We start from the raw sequence: 17,554 nt of genomic DNA on the forward strand, positions 1-17,554 counted from the left end.
GAGAGTATATACTCGCTGACTAGTTCTCATCTGTCGAGATACATCCCCCGGGTGTGAAATTATTTGAATTCCAATACTTTCATGTTTCCCAGAACCTCGATTCGGCGTGGTGAAGAAGACACCAGTGAGGCCCCGATTCCATAACGGTTGTATCATTCGACTCGTATGGGCTGATAGTGAGACGTCGCCTGTTTGGAACGCTTTGCGGGTTGGTCTTCCTGATGAACTTCGGGCGAACCGTCTTCGCACCGTTGCTCGAACCGCTGGTGGTCGCCTTCTCCACCGACCAGGCGACCATCGGTGTGTTGATATCGTTGGTGTGGCTCGGAACCGCCGTCCCACGGATTCCGATGGGGTACGTCCTCACCCACGTTCCCCGTCACCGAGCAGTTCTCGGGACGGGTGTTCTGCTCGCTGGTGCGTCGGGACTCATCGCCGTCGCGGATTCATTAGCCGTGCTTCGGGTCGGAACGTTTGCGCTCGGCGTCGCAAGCGGAGCCTATTTCGTCGCCGCCGTCCCGCTTATCGCGGAACTGTTCCCGGATTCGGTCGGGCGAACGGTCGGCATCCACGGAGCGGCCTCCCAATTGGCGGCGGTGCTCGCACCGACCCTCGTGATCGGCATTCTGTTGGTCGCCTCGTGGCGAACGGTGTTCGTCGCCCTCGCGGCAGGTGCCGTCGTCTTCAGCGTCGTCCTAGTGAGCGTCGTTCGCGGATCGCAAATCGCCGACGAGGCCACACCCGACCGAGCGTTTCTGCCCGCAGTGTTGGCTCACTGGCGACTCATTGCAACCGGCCTCCTGATGGTCGGCGTTGCGGGGTTCATGTGGCAGGGCCTGTTCAACTTCTACGTCGTCTACCTCCATTCCTCGAAGGGAATATCAACGACGACGGCGAACCTCCTTCTCACCGTCGTGTTCGCGGCCGGATTACCCGCCTTCTGGTTCGGCGGACGGCTTGCGGACCGCCTCCCGATAGTCCCCTACATATTGGCGATACTGACGGGGTTCGTCGTGTCGGTGGTCGTACTCACCACCACACGCGGCGTGGTCGCAGTAGCGGTCGTCTCGGTCGCCATCGGCTACTCGATACACAGCCTCTTTCCCGCCTTGGATACCTATTTTCTCAACTCGCTCTCGGACGAGAATCGCGGCGTCGTCTACGCGGCGTTCACCGGTGTCTCGTTGTTGGTCGAGGCGAACGGGACCGCCACGGTCGGACTGTTGACCGACGCCGGATATCCCTTCGACGTCGTTTTCGTCGCGCTCGCGTCGCTCGTCGGGGGTGTCATACTCGTTCTCGCGGGATTGTATTCGACCGGACGACTTCCAGGGAGTTCGGAACGCGTCGTCGCTCGACCGTAGTTCGATAGGACTCCGCCACTCACTCAATAGATGCCCGACGCTTGTTATGGGGAGCTAACACTCCGTCGCGTCGGTCGAATCGGAACCAGAGGTCCCGGAGCCGAACCACCTGAACGACTCCAGACTCACCGAAAACGCGTCGTATGCGCTGGAATATCGAATCGCGTACACGGTCGGATACCAACCCGTGTTCGGAAACGTCGTCGGCATCTTGATGGGTGTTCTCGTTTCGGTGCAGGGACCACGAAGGAAAGACCGTGTTATCATCGGTTCGAAGAAGATGACTTCGCCGTCGAACGTGCCCCAGAGGAACGTGTGAGTGAACGGGTCGCCGTTGAACTCCGGGGCCGTCAGGTCCATTAGGTGGTTTCCCATTCCCGGTTCGACGGCCCCGAGCGATTCGTAGTCGGGTGGCCGTTGACGCGGCGGGAGCGTCTCCGTCCCGCGTCGCAGCGTCTCACAGGTGACCGCAGTCTCCGACCTCGGACAATCGCCGTTCCTGATTTCGGAGCGCTTCGCTCGCGGCATGAGATAGAAGTGGAAGTCGAAGTGCGGAACGGCGTAGACGTCCGGCGGCGGGTGCCCGGTCGGGTTCCAGTTGAGCATGAACCATCGGAACGGTATCGATACGTCCGACCTCGGAAATTCGAGAACGGTCTCGTGCCCGCAACACGGCGCTTTCCCGTCCGGAATGTCCCACTTCCCGTCGGTTGGCGCCGTGGGAAGTCCTTCCAAGGTGGCGGCAGTGAACTGGACGCCAACGGAGAGCGGTTTTTCCGACCCTGCATGCGCGACGAAGGTTCGAATCGTTCCGTTTCCCACGGCGACGGGGCGACCCCAAGTGGTCTGCGTTGGCGGAAGACTCGCTTCGGTTGACTGCTCTCTGGAGATCCATGTTGTGGTCGGTATGTCTCTGTCGGATGTGGTCGCTTCGGTTCCACCGGTCAGGTACGAGCCTGCAGTACCCGTTCCCAGTGCTTTCAAGAGTCGACGGCGGTTGAGCGGCATTTGCCATTCGGCTAACGAGTCGGTCCCACGTTATTCTTTAGTCCGTGAACCGCCCATCGCGCGTCTGCTCGCATAGCACTCAGGACTCGGACGGATTCGGACTACACCGTATCTTCAAGAGACTGCCCGTAATACGCCCACGCATGCAGATTGCACTCATCGCACATGACGAGAAGAAACCCGATTTAGTCGAGTTCGTCCGGAACAACACCGACCAACTGTCGACCGTCGACTGCATCTCGACCGGAACGACCGGGAAGCGAATCAAGGAGGAAACCGACCTCGCGGTCGACCCAAAGGAGTCCGGGCCGCTCGGCGGGGACATGATTATCGGTGCTGCGGTAGCCACCGGAGACTGTAACGCCGTGATATTCCTCCGCGACCCGTTGACCGCCCAACCGCACGAACCGGACATCAACGCACTCTTGCGAGTGTGTGACGTTCACAACGTCCCGCTGGCGACGAACCTCGCCAGCGCGAACGCCATCATCGACGAACTCGTCGGAGAAGCTTAGCGGTTCTCGGGATGTACCGCCCTGACAGGGAGACGAACCCACCAACACGAAACGCTCCACTGCTCGTCCTGACGGCTCCACCGATCACGACCATTGCACAGGACAAAATTCAGCAACCGGCCTTCCACTGTCTCAGTCACCCCGATTCTTCCATGACTGTTCTCGATTACACCCACACCCCCAGTGACACGACTGCTCGTTGCATCGGTTTGCTCACTACCATCACCCACCTGCCACATCTCTCCACGCCTAGAGACGACGCTGCAGTTCCAGCAGAGTGAGTAAGAGGGGGGAGTTCAGCGTGATTCAACGTGGGGCCTCCGGCCTCAAGGAGCGACCAAAGGGAGCGAGTAGGCCGGAGAGGAAACCGACATGGTACGACACAACCGGCACACTCCGACTGGTCGACTCGCAAACTTTCAAGTACCGTCGGCAACTCTCTGAAGTATGGACGTGCGTCGAACCGCCGTCGTGAAACTCGCCGTTTCCGACGAGCAACGCGATGCACTCCATCGAACCGCCGAGCAATACCTGTACTGCGCGAACCGAACCGCCGAATACTCTTGGTCGGACACATCGTTCACCGAGTGCAAGACCAACAAACGGCGGGTTCGGGACGCGCTCTACTCCGACCTCCGCGAGGAGACGGAGTTACAGGCACAACTCGTCCAAGCCGCCATCCGCCGCGCCGTCGAAGCCGTCAAAGGCGTTGTCGAACGCTGGAAGAAGGGACAGCGCGTCTCTCGACCGACGTTCACCGTCGAAACAATGGACTACGACACGCGAAGTGCGACGTTCTACCGACGCAAAACGTCTCTGTCAACAGTTGAGGGCCGGGTCGAATGTCCGTTCGTTCTCCCAGCAGACAGTCCAACGCCCTACGAGCGGTACGTGCTCTCCGAGAACTACGAGTTCCGCGAGAGTACGCTTCGGTACGACGCGGCAACCGACGAGTTCTACCTCAACATCTCGACGCGGCGGACTGACGGCGACGACGCAGAGGTTCCGGCAGATACCGGGCACCCCGACCAAACGGTCCTCGGTATCGACCTCGGCGTCAACAGTCTCGCCGTCTCCTCAACCGGCACGTTCTGGCAGGGCGACGACTATGACCATTGGTGCCGTGAGTTTGAGAAGCGGCGTGGTGAGATGCAACAGCGCGGCAGCCAAGCCGCGCACAACGCCCTGCTTCGCCTCGGCAAGCGCGAAGAAGCGTGGCGAAAACAGTACATTCACACCGTCGCCAACGAAGTCGTCACGGAAGCCGTCGAACACGACTGTGACGTGATCGCGTTCGAGGACTTGACCGACATTCGCGAGCGGCTTCCGCACGCAAAGTGGCACCACGTATGGGCATTCCGACGCCTCTACGAGTACGTCGAGTACAAGGCCTCCGAACAGGGCGTCTCCATGGAACAAGTCGCGCCGAACCACACGTCTCAACGCTGTTCTCGGGCGGACTGTGGGTTCACGCACGACGACAACCGCCACGGAGAACACTTCCACTGCCAAAAGTGCGGCTACGAGGTGAACGCGGACTACAACGCGGCGAAAAACATTGGGCTACGCTACGCTCGAAAGCGACAGCATAGACTCCGTTCCTCGCCCACGTCGGGGAGTGGAGACGCACCAGTAGACGTGCGTGTGAATGGTGGGACGCTGAACGGCAAGAGTCACCGACCTATTGCCGGCGACTGATTGCCGGGAGTCCACATCAAAGCCCCACCCTCAAGAACCGAGGCGCGTATGCGTCGAGGGAGTAGGGTGGGGTAGTTTACAGAACGCCCTCGTCGGACAACCGCTCGATGTCCGCCTCCGTGTACCCGTATTCGAGGAGGATTTCCTCCGTGTGTTCGCCGAGGAGCGGCGGATGTGCCCGAACGCCCGTCGGCGTCTTCGAGAGGTGCATCGGACTGCCCGCCATCTCGACGTCACCTGCAGTCGGGTGTGAAACCGACCACTGCATGTTTCGTGCGGCCACTTGCGGGTTGTCGAAGACGTCTTCCATGTCCTTGACGTCGCTCGCCGGGACGCCGTGGTCGTCCATCGTCTCCAGAATCTCCGCGGTAGTGAACTCCTCGAACGTCGGTTCGAGGAGCGCATCGAGTTCGTCGCGGTTCTCGACGCGCGAGGCGTTGTCGTGGAACCGGTCGTCGTCGACGAGGTCTTCGCGGTCGATTGCGGCACAAAACTTCGGCCAGAGGTTCGGCGACGGAACCGCGATAACGACGTACCCGTTCGCCGTCGGAAATGCCTGATACGGCGCGAGGGTGGGATGTTTGCTGCCCATCCTTCCGGGTGCGGTTCCCGTCGCGAAGTAGTTCGACGCCATGTAACTCATCCACGCGACCTGACTGTCGAGGAGCGAGACGTCGACTTTCTGTCCCGTTCCGTCGCCGAGTTCGCGTTCGAGCAGCGCGGCGAGGATGGACTGCGTCGCGTACATACCGGCACCGATATCCGCGATGGCCACGCCCACGCGAACGGGCGGGCCGTCCGCTTCGCCGGTGATGCTCATCAGACCGCCTTCGGCCTGCATGATGAGGTCGTATGCGGGTCGGTCCCTGTCCGGCCCCCACTCGCCGTATCCCGAGAGGGAACAGTAGATGAGGCCGGGATTGTCCTCTCGAAGAGTCGGATAATCGAGTCCCCACTTTCCCATCGTCCCCACTCGGAAGTTCGAGACGACGACGTCGGCCTCGCTCGCGAGGTCGCGAAAGAGCGACTGTCCGTCCTCGCTCGAAAGGTCGAGCGTCATCGAGCGTTTGTTGCGGTTCACGCTGAGGTAGTAGGCACTCTCGTCCGACTCGCCGTAGGTCGGCGGGTGCCACTTGCGCGTCTGGTCGCCGGTTCCCGGTTGCTCGATTTTGATGACGTCCGCGCCGAGGTCCCCCAACTGCATCGTACAGAACGGACCGACGAGAACGCGGGACGCATCAAGAACGGTGAGTCCGTCGAGGGGGCCGGTCTCCGTCGTTGGTCGGTGAGCTTCGCCGACCATCCGTTATGGCTCTCTCGTCGAACTTGCAGTCAGTCGCCACTCAACCAGTCCACCGGTGAGAAGCGTTCGGTCATCCGGACACCTGCTCTGGGAGAGACGATACTCGGCTTGCGGAACGGTATCTACCACCATCTTGGGACCATGTTCGAAGATACCGCGCTAAACAGTTTCGATGGAAATGGGCGAGTGAAATTTTCACGCCGTACACCGGCGATGAAGTGATAGGCTCGGGAAAATCAACCCGTAGACTGCAATCGGACGTACGAGCACCGTTTTAGGAGGAGGATACAGGACAGTGACATTTATTATGTCCAATCAATAGATTTATTAATACGACTTTTGGTTCTTTGGTATGGGTAGCGGTAATCAAAGCCACGGCATAGACAGACGTACGTTTCTCACATCGAGTGTCGGAATCACGACGACCACGATGGTCGCCGGATGTTCCGGTGGACCCGCAAAATCGGGTGGTTCGAATAACTCCAGTGGTTCCGGAGGGGGCGGAACCCAGTTCGTCTCCATCGGAACTGGCGGTACAGGTGGGGTCTACTACCCGCTGGGAGGTGGAATGGCGGACATCATGAACAAGAACCTCGATAACGTGGAGGCGACGGCCGAATCGACGGGGGCGTCGGTCGAGAACTGTCGTCTGGTGTCGAGTAGCGAGATGACAATGGCGCTCGCGCTCGGCAATGCCGTCCTCCTCGCCGTCGACGGCAAGGGCGATTTCGACAAGGCACTCGACCTGAAAGCCGCCTTCGGTGCGTACCAGAACAGCACGCAGGTCATCACGACGAAAGGTTCCGGTATCGAGACGATTCCGGACATGAAGGGGAAGAAAATCTCGGTGGGCGCTCCCGGGTCCGGAACCGAAGTCATCGCGAAGGAACTGCTCGGCTACTTCGACATCTCCTACAAGGACATCGACGCACAGCGCCTCTCGTTCAGCGAAACCGCCACAGCGATGCAGGACAGGCAGGTGGACGCGGGTTTCTGGTCGGTCGCCTACCCTGCTTCGTCGATTCAGAACCTCGCGAGCCAACGCGACATCGCCTTTGTCGAGTTTCCGAAAAGCGATTTGAAGAAGATCACGTCGAAGTTCGACTACTACTCGAAGAGTACCATTCCGGCGGGGACCTACAATGGTGTCGACCACGAGGTCAACGTCCCGGGCGTGACGAACACGATGATCGTCAAAAGCGGCATGAGCGAGGACCTCGCCTACAAATTGACGAAGGTTATCTACGAACACCTCGACGCGCTCAAGAAAGTCCACCCGGCGGCAAAGCAGTTCGAGGGTACCGCTCGTGCCGCCCCGATAGACCTCCACCCGGGTTCGAAGAAGTATTTCGACGAAGCGAACCTCTAGCGTGAATTCATGCGTAAACGCCTCCTAATCGGCCTACTCGCCTGCGGGTTGGTCGTGGGTGCCAGCGCGACGATGGGGGTCAGCGTTCTTCGTCTCCGAAACGCTCAAACTGGCGAGACGGTCGGCGTCGAGCGAATCGACCCGGGTCAGGAGTTCGCCATCGAGTACATCCACTCGTTCAACAAGACCCCGATTCACGAGGTGTACATCATCCGCGACGGCGAAATCGTCCAGACGCGGGAGGAGTTCGAGTACTTCGCCATCGGCCTTGAGTACACGGACCGCGACCAGGAACGCGTAGGGAATTTCACCGTCCTACATATGAACCGGACGTTCAACTCCGTCCCGATTCGGGTGGCGACGTACACGAATCAGTCGCTCGTCGTCGGGGATGACGAAACGCCGCTGACACAGTATGCGGACCGATGGGACACGCTCGAACTCTCCCCGGGGCGCATGTCGTACCTCGAATATCTCTATCACAAAGCGACCGCACAATTATGACCGAAGCAATCGAATCAGACGCATCCACAGACGCAGAATCGGAAACGAAGAAAGCGCGTGACGTGACCGGGACAGCCCGGTATCTGGCGATGGCCGTCGCCGTTATCGCCGGCGTCTATCACGTGTACACCGCCGGGTTCGGAACGCCTGGCGCATTCATCAACCGACCGCTCCATCTCGCGTTCGTCACCGTCCTTGCATTTCTCCTGTTCCCAGGTCGAAAAGGGGACACGAAGGGAGTCCCGTGGTACGACTGGCTGTTGATGGTCGTCTCGGTGCCGAGCATTCTCTATATCGCTTACGCCATCGAATTCGGGACGTTGGCGAACCGTTCGGGGAACCCCCTTACACGGGACATCGTTTTCGGCGCGATTACCATCCTCGCCGTCCTCGAAATCACGCGCCGTGCGACCGGAATCATCCTTCCGATAATCGCCTCGTCGTTCCTCCTCTACGCCTACTACGGTCGGTACATGCCCCAACCGATAATCCACCGAGGCTACACCATCGAACGCATCATCTCCCACAGCTATCTCACCACGGAAGGCATCTTCGGCATTCCGCTGGGCGTGAGTGCGACGTTCGTCGTCGTGTTCATCATCCTCGGCGCGTTCCTCGAAGTGACCGGCATCGGCGACTGGTTCATCGACCTCGCTTACGGCGCGACGGGGCGAACGACCGGCGGCCCCGCGAAGACGTCGGTGCTAGCCAGCGGATTTCTCGCCAGCCTGAACGGGAGTGCGGTCGCCAACACCGCGACGACGGGTGCGTTCACCATCCCGCTGATGAAGCGGACGGGGTTCAAGTCGAACTACGCCGCCGCCGTCGAATCCGCGGCGTCGAGCGGCGGGCAGATAATGCCGCCGGTCATGGGCGCTGGTGCGTTCATCATGTCTTCGTGGACCGGGATTCCGTACGTGACCATCATCGCCGCGGCGTCGATTCCGGCACTGCTCTACTTCCTCTCCATCGGCGCAGCGGTCCACTTCCGCGCGAAGCGGGAGGGACTCGAAGGGGTGCCTGCGGAGGACCTCCCCGACCCCTGGAAACTGCTCAAAACCGGCTTTCACTTCCTGATTCCACTCATCGTCCTCGTGGTTCTCCTCGTGCAGGGGAACTCCGCGATGAAAGCCGCGTTCTACGCCATCGTCCTGACCGTCATCGTTTCGATTCCGCGTGCCAGAGCGGCGGAGTTCGTTAGCGCTCTCGGGAGCGGTGATACCGAGACGATACGTTCCCTCGTTCACGGTGCCTGCTCCCTCGGCGTCGCCGCCATGGAGCGCGGAATGCGGATGACCATCACGGTCGCCGCGGCCTGTGCCACCGCCGGGCTCGTCGTCGGGATGGTCACGCTCACCGGTCTTGGACTCAAGTTCAGCACGCTCATCACCAGTCTCTCCGGCGGCGTTCTCATCGTCGCGTTGATTCTCACGATGCTGACGTCCATCATCCTCGGGATGGGACTCCCGACGACGGCGGCGTACGTCGTTCTCGCCGCGCTCGGTGCGCCGGCCCTGAAGCAGATGGGTGTCGAACTCATCGCCGCACACCTGTTCATCTTCTACTTCGGAATCATCTCGGCCATCACGCCACCCATCATGTTGGCGGTGTTCACCGCGAGCGGGATTGCGGAGTCACACCCGTGGAAAACCGGACTGACCGCTCTCAACCTCGCCGCCGCCGGATTCCTCGTCCCGTACATGTTCGTCTACGGTCCACAGCTACTCCTCATCGGTTCGACGACGATGATCGTCATCAGCGCGACGACTGCCATCGTCGGTATCCTCGCGCTGTCCGCCGGAACGCAGGGGTACTTCTACTCGTCCGCGAGCTACCTCGAACGAATCGCGCTGGTCGTCGGTGCCGTGGTTCTCATCGCACCCGGTCTGTTGACTGACCTCGCCGGGTTCGCCATCATCACCGCCGTGTTCCTCAAGCAGTACGTGGTGAACAAACCACCCGAACTTCCGACACCAACTGGTGTCGACTAATCCGTTTTCGGTTACAAAACCGTCTTCGAGCGTCAGTCGGAGACGACGATTCTCGACGACCGCGTGTTTCGGACTAACAGCCAACTGATGCCGACGACGAGCGCCGCACTACCACCGACGAGCAGCGTTTGCTCGTATCCAACCAGCGCCGCTAATCCGACGAACACCGGTGGCCCGACGGTGGTTCCGAGACGAAGCACGCTGGTTCGAATGCTCATGATACTGCCTCGGAACTCGTCCGGTGCCAACTCGTTCAGTGCCGTGTCCGTTATCGGTTCGGCGAGACCCTGTCCCAATCCGAACAACAGGAGCGCGCCGGCGACCAAATACACCGAATCCGCGACGGAGACGAGGACGAGACCGACACCGTAGCTGGTGAATCCGAGTGCGATGGACTGGAAACTCGAAAACGACTGAAGCAGCCGTTCGCCCTGCATGGCCGTCAGTCCCATCATCACCGCCGGCAATCCGAGAAGGAGCCCGATAACTCCCGACGAGTAGCCATAGGAGTTGGCGAGGATGAAGGGGACGACGGTGAGTTGTGCCCCGTAGAGGATGAGAAAGATGCCGAAGATGGCAGTGTAGAGGACGAGATAGGGCTTCATCGGCGTCGAACCGGTTGCGAACTCACGGATGCTGATACTCGCGCTGTCACCCGCGTTGGACGGTTCTTCCAGATAGACGGTTCCGGAGAGTGCAACCACGATTCCGAGTGAAAAACAGATGAACGGGGCCGTCCACGAAATCGTCGCGAGTGCCCCGCCGAGGAGCGGATAGCCGGCCGCTCCAACCGCGAGAATCGCGGCATTCATCCCGATCAGTGTTCGCCGTTTTTCACCGGTGTAGAGGTCTCCAATCAACGTGACCGTGAGCGTCGCAATCGCACTGCTCGCAGCGCCTTGGACCGCGCGGAGGAAGAGTATCGTCTCGAAATTCGAGAACATGACGACGCCCGCGCCACAGAGGCCGAAGACGACGAGCGACGGGACGAGAATCTTCTTGCGGCCGATTCGATCGGCGACCAATCCCATCGGAATCGTCAAAAACACGCCGGGAAGGGTGAACGCCGAGAGCAACAGACTGGCTTGTGCTTCAGAGATGTTCCACGCGTCTTGTACGGCGGGAAGTGCCGGGCTGATGAGTGAGACACCCATCACGGCGACGAGCGTACTCGCAAATATAATGGCTGTTACCGGAGATTCGCGGAGGAGTTGAAACCGTTTCATTCAAGACTTGCGGAAAGATTTGCGCCGGAGCGCGGAGAGAGTTTGGATGTCGGCAATCCAGATGGGGAACGAAACGAACCCCGTCACTCAAGCCAATGGGTCACGACCCGGATGACGACGTAGGGACCAACAACCGGGAATGTGACAACCCCGGCGAACGCCGCGACCATCGCTGCAAGGACGGGAGCAGCACTCAGTATGAGTGCATACACCACGAGGACGGGGAGTCCGAGCAGAACCACGATGGTCGCGTCTATCGAGTCACGTCGGGCGGATGGTGACCGGGCGGCCGTCTGCTGTGTTCGTTCGTGTGGCGAGCGTCTCGTGAGTAGTCGTTTCATCAAGATTCAAGGCGGATACCCGAGGCTTGACCTCGGGGAGAAAGACGACAATCGATGACGCAAACCACGTTCGATGACAAAGCTGACTCCCCATCTCAATAAGTAGTTTTAAAAATCTCTACCTTTGCTAATGAAGTATGGAGGTTGTCCGGAACATCCAAGTCAAGCTTGACATTCCAGAGGACGCACACAGCGTTCTTGATGAGACGTTCGAGCAGTTCCGACAGGCGGCCCAACACGTCGCAGACCACGGATGGGACGACAATCCCTACAACATCACGGACACGAAGAACACGCTCCACGAGGAGACGTACTCCGATGTTCGTGAGAAACTCTCCCTGCAATCCAGTCTCGTTCAAAGTGCCCGCAACCTCGCGGCGACGGCACTCGGGAACTGCAAAGACCGCATCATCGAAGACGGTGAGAAAGCGAGTAAACCTGAGTTCCGGGGAAGCGCCGTCGTGTACAACGGACGAACCATCACGTACAGCGACGACCATGTATCTCTCGCCACGACCGACAAGCGAGTGACTGCCGAATACGTCACGCCGGTCAACGAGAAGGGTACGCCGTTTGATGACTACTGGACGGACGAATGGGAGAAACGCGAAGCAACGCTCCACAAGCGCGATGGCACGTACTACCTCCACGTCGCCGTGAAGAAAGAAGTTGACCCTGATTCTTGCGACGAAGAATCCGAGAACGGAGTGGTTCTCGGTGTAGACCTCAACGTGGATGGCTACCTCGCGGTCACCAGCACGGGAGCGTTCTTCGGTAACGCAGACTACCTCAATCACCGCCGCGACGAATACGAACGTCGTCGTGGGAACCTGCAACAGACTGGCACTCGTTCCGCACATCTCACGATTCAGTCGATTGGCGACCGATTCGCCCGGTGGAGTGCCGACTATCTACATCGCTTGTCGAAAGCCCTCGTTCAGGAGGCTGTAGAGAACGGTTGTACGGCGATTGCGTTCGAGAACTTGAAACATATCCGTAAGCGTATTTCGAACGCCAGCAAGTTCCAGCAGTGGGCGTTCAAGGAACTGCAACGTCACGTCGAATACAAGGCCGAAGAATATGGTATCGACATGGATGACGTGAGTCCAGCGTACACGAGTCAGCGGTGTAGTCACGGCAAGTGTGGGTTCACCCACGAGGACAACCGTGATGGTGATGAGTTCGAATGTTTGAAGTGCGGGAAGCAGTTGCATAGCGATTACAACGCCGCTCGGAATGTCGGGTGGCGTCTTGTTCAGCACTGGCTCAAGTCTGGTGCTGAACGAGCCACCAGTCAACTGGCTCTGAAGTCAGGGACGTTGAACGCGAATGGTCGTTTTCGACCTACCGAGTTACTCGGTTAGAGCGGGAGTCCACTGACAAGCCTCGGGGCTTGACCCCGAGGCAGTTGACGTTGTGGAGAGAGGGTGGGTACTACAGTGTGGACGATGAGTGACTGCGTTTCTACAGAATTTTGATGGAGTTAAGCAAGATATATGATGATTATATACCGGTAGAATGAGTTACTTTGATAGTTGTAATCTTAACCGTCAGTTATAAAAACATTAAAAGCGACAATAATTGTAATGGATAGACGTACCCTCCTCAAAACAATTTTGCCAGCAAGTTTCTTACTATCTGGTTGCACCTCCCAATCAAATAAGACTAGCACTACTGACTCTACTCGTTCAACAACTACAACGGTAGGAAAGCAGAAATCGCCGAAAACGAAGACAACACACACTGCCACGTCGACAACGACCGTTCAAAGTGCAGAATCGACAACAGAACATAGAACAACTACCACAACCCAATCAACGACAGAACCGGAAACAGCCAGCACAACTCAGGCTACTACTGAACAGCCGCCTAGTACAACACAGACAACAACAGATGAGAAAACCAGTAGCACAGTACAGTCTACGACTAAATCCACAGATGAGCCAGAAACTACCACCAAAATTCAATCAACAACCAGGCAATCGACGAGCACACCACAACCGACGACAAAACAAAAATCAACGAAGCCAACTCAATCAACGACTACGCAAAAAATAACTAGCTCGATTCGAACGACAACAACAAATAGCCGCTCGACACCGAATCATCCATCTGCGAATGGGGTGTTCGATGAACCGACTCAAGGACCGATGCCATTCAGCACGGATGCCACTCTGATCGTATTCGAAGACCCGTCCTGCCCCAATTGTGTGTATTTCGAGAAAAATACCTATCCAAAGCTCAAGCGAAATCATATCAACTCAGGGGATCTTTCTTTTGTGGTACGAACAATCCCCGTGGTGGATAAATGGGGGTCCCACGCAATCTATGCGTTAGAATCGACCTATGCCCGGGATGAACAAGCGTTTTGGAAGCTCAAAGCATTCTACTTTAATAATCAAGACCAATTTGATGCTGGGAACGTGCTCTCGAAAACAAAATCCTTTATTAACTACAACACACGGTTAAGCGGGCGGAAAATCATTCGCGAGGCAAAGTCGAAGAGATATAGAAAACAAGTAAAGGAAGACTACTCTGTGGCAAAGGCTGCAAATATACCAGGAACACCGACGTTTTTCGCCTTTAGATCTGATAAATACGTCACGAAAATCGTCGGAAGGCAAAGTTATAGTGTGTTCAAAAATATTCTTGGTCTCTGAGAGATAGATCATCAATTCTTATTCCATCATGCTGTTAGTATCTTGACATACTGAATACCGCCCTTGCCGATCGAACGATAACACCAGATCAATCTGTCGAGTCGTGTATCGAGAGTTCCTCCGAGGGGACACGTATCTGAGTCAGATAATAGATTCCGACGAAGAAACATCCCTGGCCTAACAACGAAAGGAGGAGTAATCCGGGCGGAACGTGATACGTTCCGAGCAATCGAACAACGACCAGACCGACGAACACGCCGCCGATCAGAAACCACGAAAGCATTTTCAGACTTTGTTCCAAAAGGAGAAGGTCAGCGAGACGAGTATCCGCTGTTCGGACGATCGAGTCCTCCCAGACCTCCTGATCAGTACCTTGAATGGACATCGACACCTTGCTAAAAGATAGCATGCGATATCAATACCTGTGATTGTACAGCTGACAGTAATTTATTACACGGTACCCAACGCGGGTAGGTCGGAGTTGACTCCGCCGACCAGCGAAATCGGGCACCTGACCGCATCTCGTCCGGTCAACCGCCATCTGAACCTCGTGGTCAGAGTCGAAATCTGACCGAGGGGCCACCAGACCGAACGACAAATGGGGCCTGACGAGACGCGAGACCGCAGTTCAATCGGTCGTGCCGAACGATTCGACGAGTTCGCCGTTCACGTACCGACGCTGCGTAAATCCGAGCGCGTTCGTGAGGACGGTGTGGCTCAGGAACGTCGTGGTGTACTCCAGCATCCCGAACGGGTGTGCCACGCCTTGGTAGGCAGGTGGTATCATCCCTCCCAGAACGTGAATGCCGGTGCCATCGTCGCGGCTTATGGACCCTGCCGTCACGAGACGCTGTTGGCCGTCGGTAACCCCGGCGACCGTTCCTCCGGCGTTCTCGAAGGCGGTCGGAACGACCCCGGTCGCGGGTGCATTAGCTATCGGATAGCCGAGCGGGGGGACGTTGTAGAGTTCGCGTTGAACGTTCCGCGTTCCCGTCAACAGCGGGTGGTCGTCGTTCCGCGCGTCGAAGTGCGGAATCGAGCTTTCGAACGTGGTAACGTCGTCCGCCGTAATCCCGGCGGCCAAGTCGTTGTCGAGCAGTCCGAGGTAGGTGACGCCGGTATCGGTGAGGACGAGATTACCCCCGTTCGAGACGAACCGGTCGAGTTCGCGGACGTACGCGTCGTCGTCGGCACCGTCCGCGTGGGAGACGACGAGGTTTTCGACGGCGAGTTCCCGGCTTTTGCCGCGGAACAGCGCGCCGTCTTTGACGTCTTCGACGGTCAGTCCCGTCATCGCCCCCGTGAGGTTGCCGTCGCCGTGTCTCCCTCTTCCACCGTGACCGTGTCGTCCGCGACTTCCGTGTCCGTCCCGACGACCGTGGTGTTCGTGTCCTCCCCAATGACCGTGATGACCACCCCATCCGCGGTGTCCTCGACCGTCTCTCCCATTCATGTACGCCTCGTAATCGCGGAAGTACGCGAGCGGCGAGACGCTGTAGCTCCGCTGTTCGTAGCCGAAAACCGACTCGGGGTCGGGGGAGGTCACGTCGTCGTCGGTACTCCCGACGACCGCTCGACCGATGGTTGCCCGTCTCTCCCGTTCGCCGCCGAGCGTTTTCACCTCGACCGTCCACTCGCCCGAAGACGGCGAGGGAATCGACCATTCGACCGTCCGCCGTGGACGCTCGCCATCGGATTCGTGGGAACGCACGACCCGTCCGCTTCCGTCGCGGAGTTTCGAGCGGACGGGACCACTCGGTGAATCGACCGTGACCGAGAGTGCGTGCGCTCCGTCCGGAACGGATACGTTCGATGCGGTCCACTCCTTGCTGACCGCGACGGATTCGCTGGCCGTCGTCGTATCAGTCGCTTCGAACGAGAGCGCGCTCGAACGTCGCGTGAGGGCGTCGGTTTCGACGTACGCGGTGGTCGCCTTTCCGGTTTGGATGTCGGCCGTCACCTCTGTCGCCGCGTGTTCGGTAACGGTTCGAATCGCCTCCTGGAAGCCACGCACCTGCAGGTCGACCAACCACGGGCGGAACACCATTCGGTCGAACACGCGATTGTCCCACCCCATCTCGTGGGCCATCATGGAGACGCCGAGGCCACCCTGTTCCTCCGGGTGGCTCATCCAACTGATGAGCGTCCCCGAAGTCGTGTACTGAATCGTGTCGAAGATGGTGCCGTATTCGTAGGCCGCTTCCGGTACAGGGGTATCGTACCGGTCTGCGTCCTCCGGAGGGACGCCGTACCCGTCTATCAGGTACTCCCTGTTCAGCGCCTCGAACCGGTCACGGCGGTCGTCGAGGTCGGTACCGATTTCGTCTTCGACCCGACTGTTCGTCCGTCGGTTGAGTTCGTAGATGTCGTGGAGTTCGCCGTGGTCGTACTGGTCATTCACGATGAGTCCCTCGATGAAGTTCGACGACCAGAACATGCCGTGAAGGTCCGACCCGTAGTTGAGGTTGTCGTATCCGCGGAGCGCTTCGACGATGTCGAGCGAGTCGGGCACTATCTCCTCGTAGTCCTTCGGCGACGTCGGGACGTCCTCGTCGACGCCCGGATCGTCGTTCCACAGGTCGCGGCCGTTCGGCTCGGCGGGATAGTACGACGGATTGATCCAGCCGACCGTCGGATACCCGCGGTTCGGGTCGACGCCTGTCCCCGTCACCCGCTTGAAGGAGTTGTTCTCCGATTCGGGGTCGCCTACCGGGTCGTCGTTGACGAGATACTCCTGTCGACGCGCGGAGAACCCGTCGGGGTTCGTGTACGCGAACAGCAACACGACGTCGTCCAACATCGCTTCGACCGTCGGTTCGTTGCCTTCGAGCAGTCGCTGGACGAACCGGGAACCGGCCTCCGCCCCGGACCGCTCGTCACCGTGGATGCTCAACGAGAAGAACACCTTTTCCTTCTCCCGAAACGTCGCCTCGTGGTCGATGTCGTTCGTCACCTCGACGACCCACAGTTCCTGCGGGTCGGACGCCGTCTCCTCGAAGAGGTTCTCGTGTCCCGGACTCCGTCCCCACGACCGGACGCGAACTCGGTCGCTGTACTCGTCTTCGAGACGGTGAACTCCGTCGACCATCTGTTCGTAGTCGATGTAATCGACGCTGTCGTCGACGGACGGGAAGACGCCGTTCGTGTAATCGCCGAGTCGCCAGAACGGGTTCGACCCCGGCGAGTACTTCAGCGTATCGACGGCGTCGAGTTCGGCCACGTCTCGCGCTTCCTCGGGCGTCAACCGGAGCCACGCCGCGGTTTCCGGGTCAGTCGTCGTACGGAAATAGTCGTCCGAATATGGTTCGAGGGCTTCGAACGCCGGTCGGTCGAGTACGACCAACGTCGGGATTTCGTAGTCCTCCTCGACGCGGTTGCGGATAAAGTCGTAGAGTTCGGTCGGTACTGTCGACGGAGTGGAATCGGCAACGACACCTTCGGATAGCGACACCGCTCCGGCCGTCGCAGCGGACAGTCGGACGAACTGCCGTCGTGAAATCGGGATGTCTTTCGAGCGGTCCAATTCAGTTGTGTGAGTACGTTCGTTGTGCACTTGATAACACGGCACGGGAGTG

14 protein-coding genes are annotated in these 17,554 nt (G+C 58.7%); 8 read left to right on the forward strand and 6 right to left on the reverse strand.

Going from position 1 to position 17,554, the window contains the following annotated elements:
- The first annotated feature begins 176 nt into the window (after positions 1-176).
- Entirely contained in the window at positions 177-1,364 is a 1,188-nt protein-coding gene (locus AC1XDK_RS10650; RefSeq protein WP_483349888.1) for an MFS transporter, read from the forward strand.
- Between the two features lie 54 nt (positions 1,365-1,418).
- Here the strand turns inward: AC1XDK_RS10650 and AC1XDK_RS10655 are convergent, their stop codons facing one another.
- Complete coding sequence (locus AC1XDK_RS10655; RefSeq protein WP_483349889.1) at positions 1,419-2,372, reverse strand: hypothetical protein; 954 nt, start codon at positions 2,370-2,372, stop codon at positions 1,419-1,421.
- Positions 2,373-2,515: 143 nt separating this feature from the next.
- Between AC1XDK_RS10655 and AC1XDK_RS10660 the strand changes: the two genes are divergently transcribed.
- A complete protein-coding gene (locus tag AC1XDK_RS10660) occupies positions 2,516-2,887 on the forward strand; it encodes a methylglyoxal synthase (RefSeq protein WP_483349890.1) in 372 nt (123 codons plus the stop codon).
- Between the two features lie 447 nt (positions 2,888-3,334).
- Entirely contained in the window at positions 3,335-4,585 is a 1,251-nt protein-coding gene (locus AC1XDK_RS10665; RefSeq protein ID WP_483349891.1) for an RNA-guided endonuclease InsQ/TnpB family protein, read from the forward strand.
- A gap of 76 nt (positions 4,586-4,661) precedes the next feature.
- Here AC1XDK_RS10665 and AC1XDK_RS10670 read toward each other — a convergent pair whose 3' ends face one another.
- Entirely contained in the window at positions 4,662-5,888 is a 1,227-nt protein-coding gene (locus tag AC1XDK_RS10670) for a CaiB/BaiF CoA transferase family protein (RefSeq protein WP_483349892.1), read from the reverse strand.
- Between the two features lie 3 nt (positions 5,889-5,891).
- Positions 5,892-6,020: a hypothetical protein gene (locus AC1XDK_RS10675; protein WP_483349893.1), complete on the reverse strand. Its 129-nt coding sequence runs from the start codon at positions 6,018-6,020 to the stop codon at positions 5,892-5,894.
- Positions 6,021-6,240: 220 nt separating this feature from the next.
- On the opposite strand from AC1XDK_RS10675, the gene AC1XDK_RS10680 reads away from it, so the two are divergent.
- Genes AC1XDK_RS10680 through AC1XDK_RS10690 form a run of 3 tightly spaced genes read left to right on the forward strand, consistent with a single transcriptional unit; the run spans position 6,241 to position 9,752 of the window.
- Entirely contained in the window at positions 6,241-7,257 is a 1,017-nt protein-coding gene (locus AC1XDK_RS10680; protein ID WP_483349894.1) for a TAXI family TRAP transporter solute-binding subunit, read from the forward strand.
- 9 nt (positions 7,258-7,266) lie between these two features.
- On the forward strand, positions 7,267-7,761 hold the full coding sequence (locus AC1XDK_RS10685) for a DUF1850 domain-containing protein (protein ID WP_483349895.1): 495 nt from the start codon (positions 7,267-7,269) through the stop codon (positions 7,759-7,761).
- Positions 7,758-9,752, forward strand: coding sequence for a TRAP transporter permease (locus AC1XDK_RS10690; RefSeq protein WP_483349896.1), 1,995 nt, complete (start codon positions 7,758-7,760; stop codon positions 9,750-9,752). The genes AC1XDK_RS10685 and AC1XDK_RS10690 overlap by 4 nt, the downstream gene beginning before the upstream one ends.
- 32 nt (positions 9,753-9,784) lie before the next feature.
- On the opposite strand, the gene AC1XDK_RS10695 is transcribed toward AC1XDK_RS10690, so the two are convergent.
- Positions 9,785-10,978, reverse strand: a complete 1,194-nt coding sequence (locus AC1XDK_RS10695; protein ID WP_483349897.1) for an MFS transporter — start codon at positions 10,976-10,978, stop codon at positions 9,785-9,787.
- Between the two features lie 83 nt (positions 10,979-11,061).
- Positions 11,062-11,319, reverse strand: coding sequence for a hypothetical protein (locus AC1XDK_RS10700; protein ID WP_483349898.1), 258 nt, complete (start codon positions 11,317-11,319; stop codon positions 11,062-11,064).
- A 137-nt stretch (positions 11,320-11,456) separates the two neighbouring features.
- On the opposite strand from AC1XDK_RS10700, the gene AC1XDK_RS10705 reads away from it, so the two are divergent.
- A complete protein-coding gene (locus tag AC1XDK_RS10705; protein ID WP_483349899.1) occupies positions 11,457-12,683 on the forward strand; it encodes an RNA-guided endonuclease InsQ/TnpB family protein in 1,227 nt (408 codons plus the stop codon).
- Positions 12,684-12,905: 222 nt separating this feature from the next.
- Positions 12,906-13,979, forward strand: coding sequence for a thioredoxin domain-containing protein (locus AC1XDK_RS10710; RefSeq protein ID WP_483349900.1), 1,074 nt, complete (start codon positions 12,906-12,908; stop codon positions 13,977-13,979).
- Positions 13,980-14,607: 628 nt separating this feature from the next.
- On the opposite strand, the gene AC1XDK_RS10715 is transcribed toward AC1XDK_RS10710, so the two are convergent.
- Positions 14,608-17,532 carry a M14 family zinc carboxypeptidase gene (locus tag AC1XDK_RS10715; protein WP_483349901.1) on the reverse strand — a complete coding sequence of 975 codons (2,925 nt, stop codon included), beginning with the start codon at positions 17,530-17,532 and terminating at the stop codon, positions 14,608-14,610.
- Between the last annotated feature and the right edge of the window lie 22 nt (positions 17,533-17,554).

It is taken from the genome of Haladaptatus sp. HS23 (assembly GCF_056892285.1).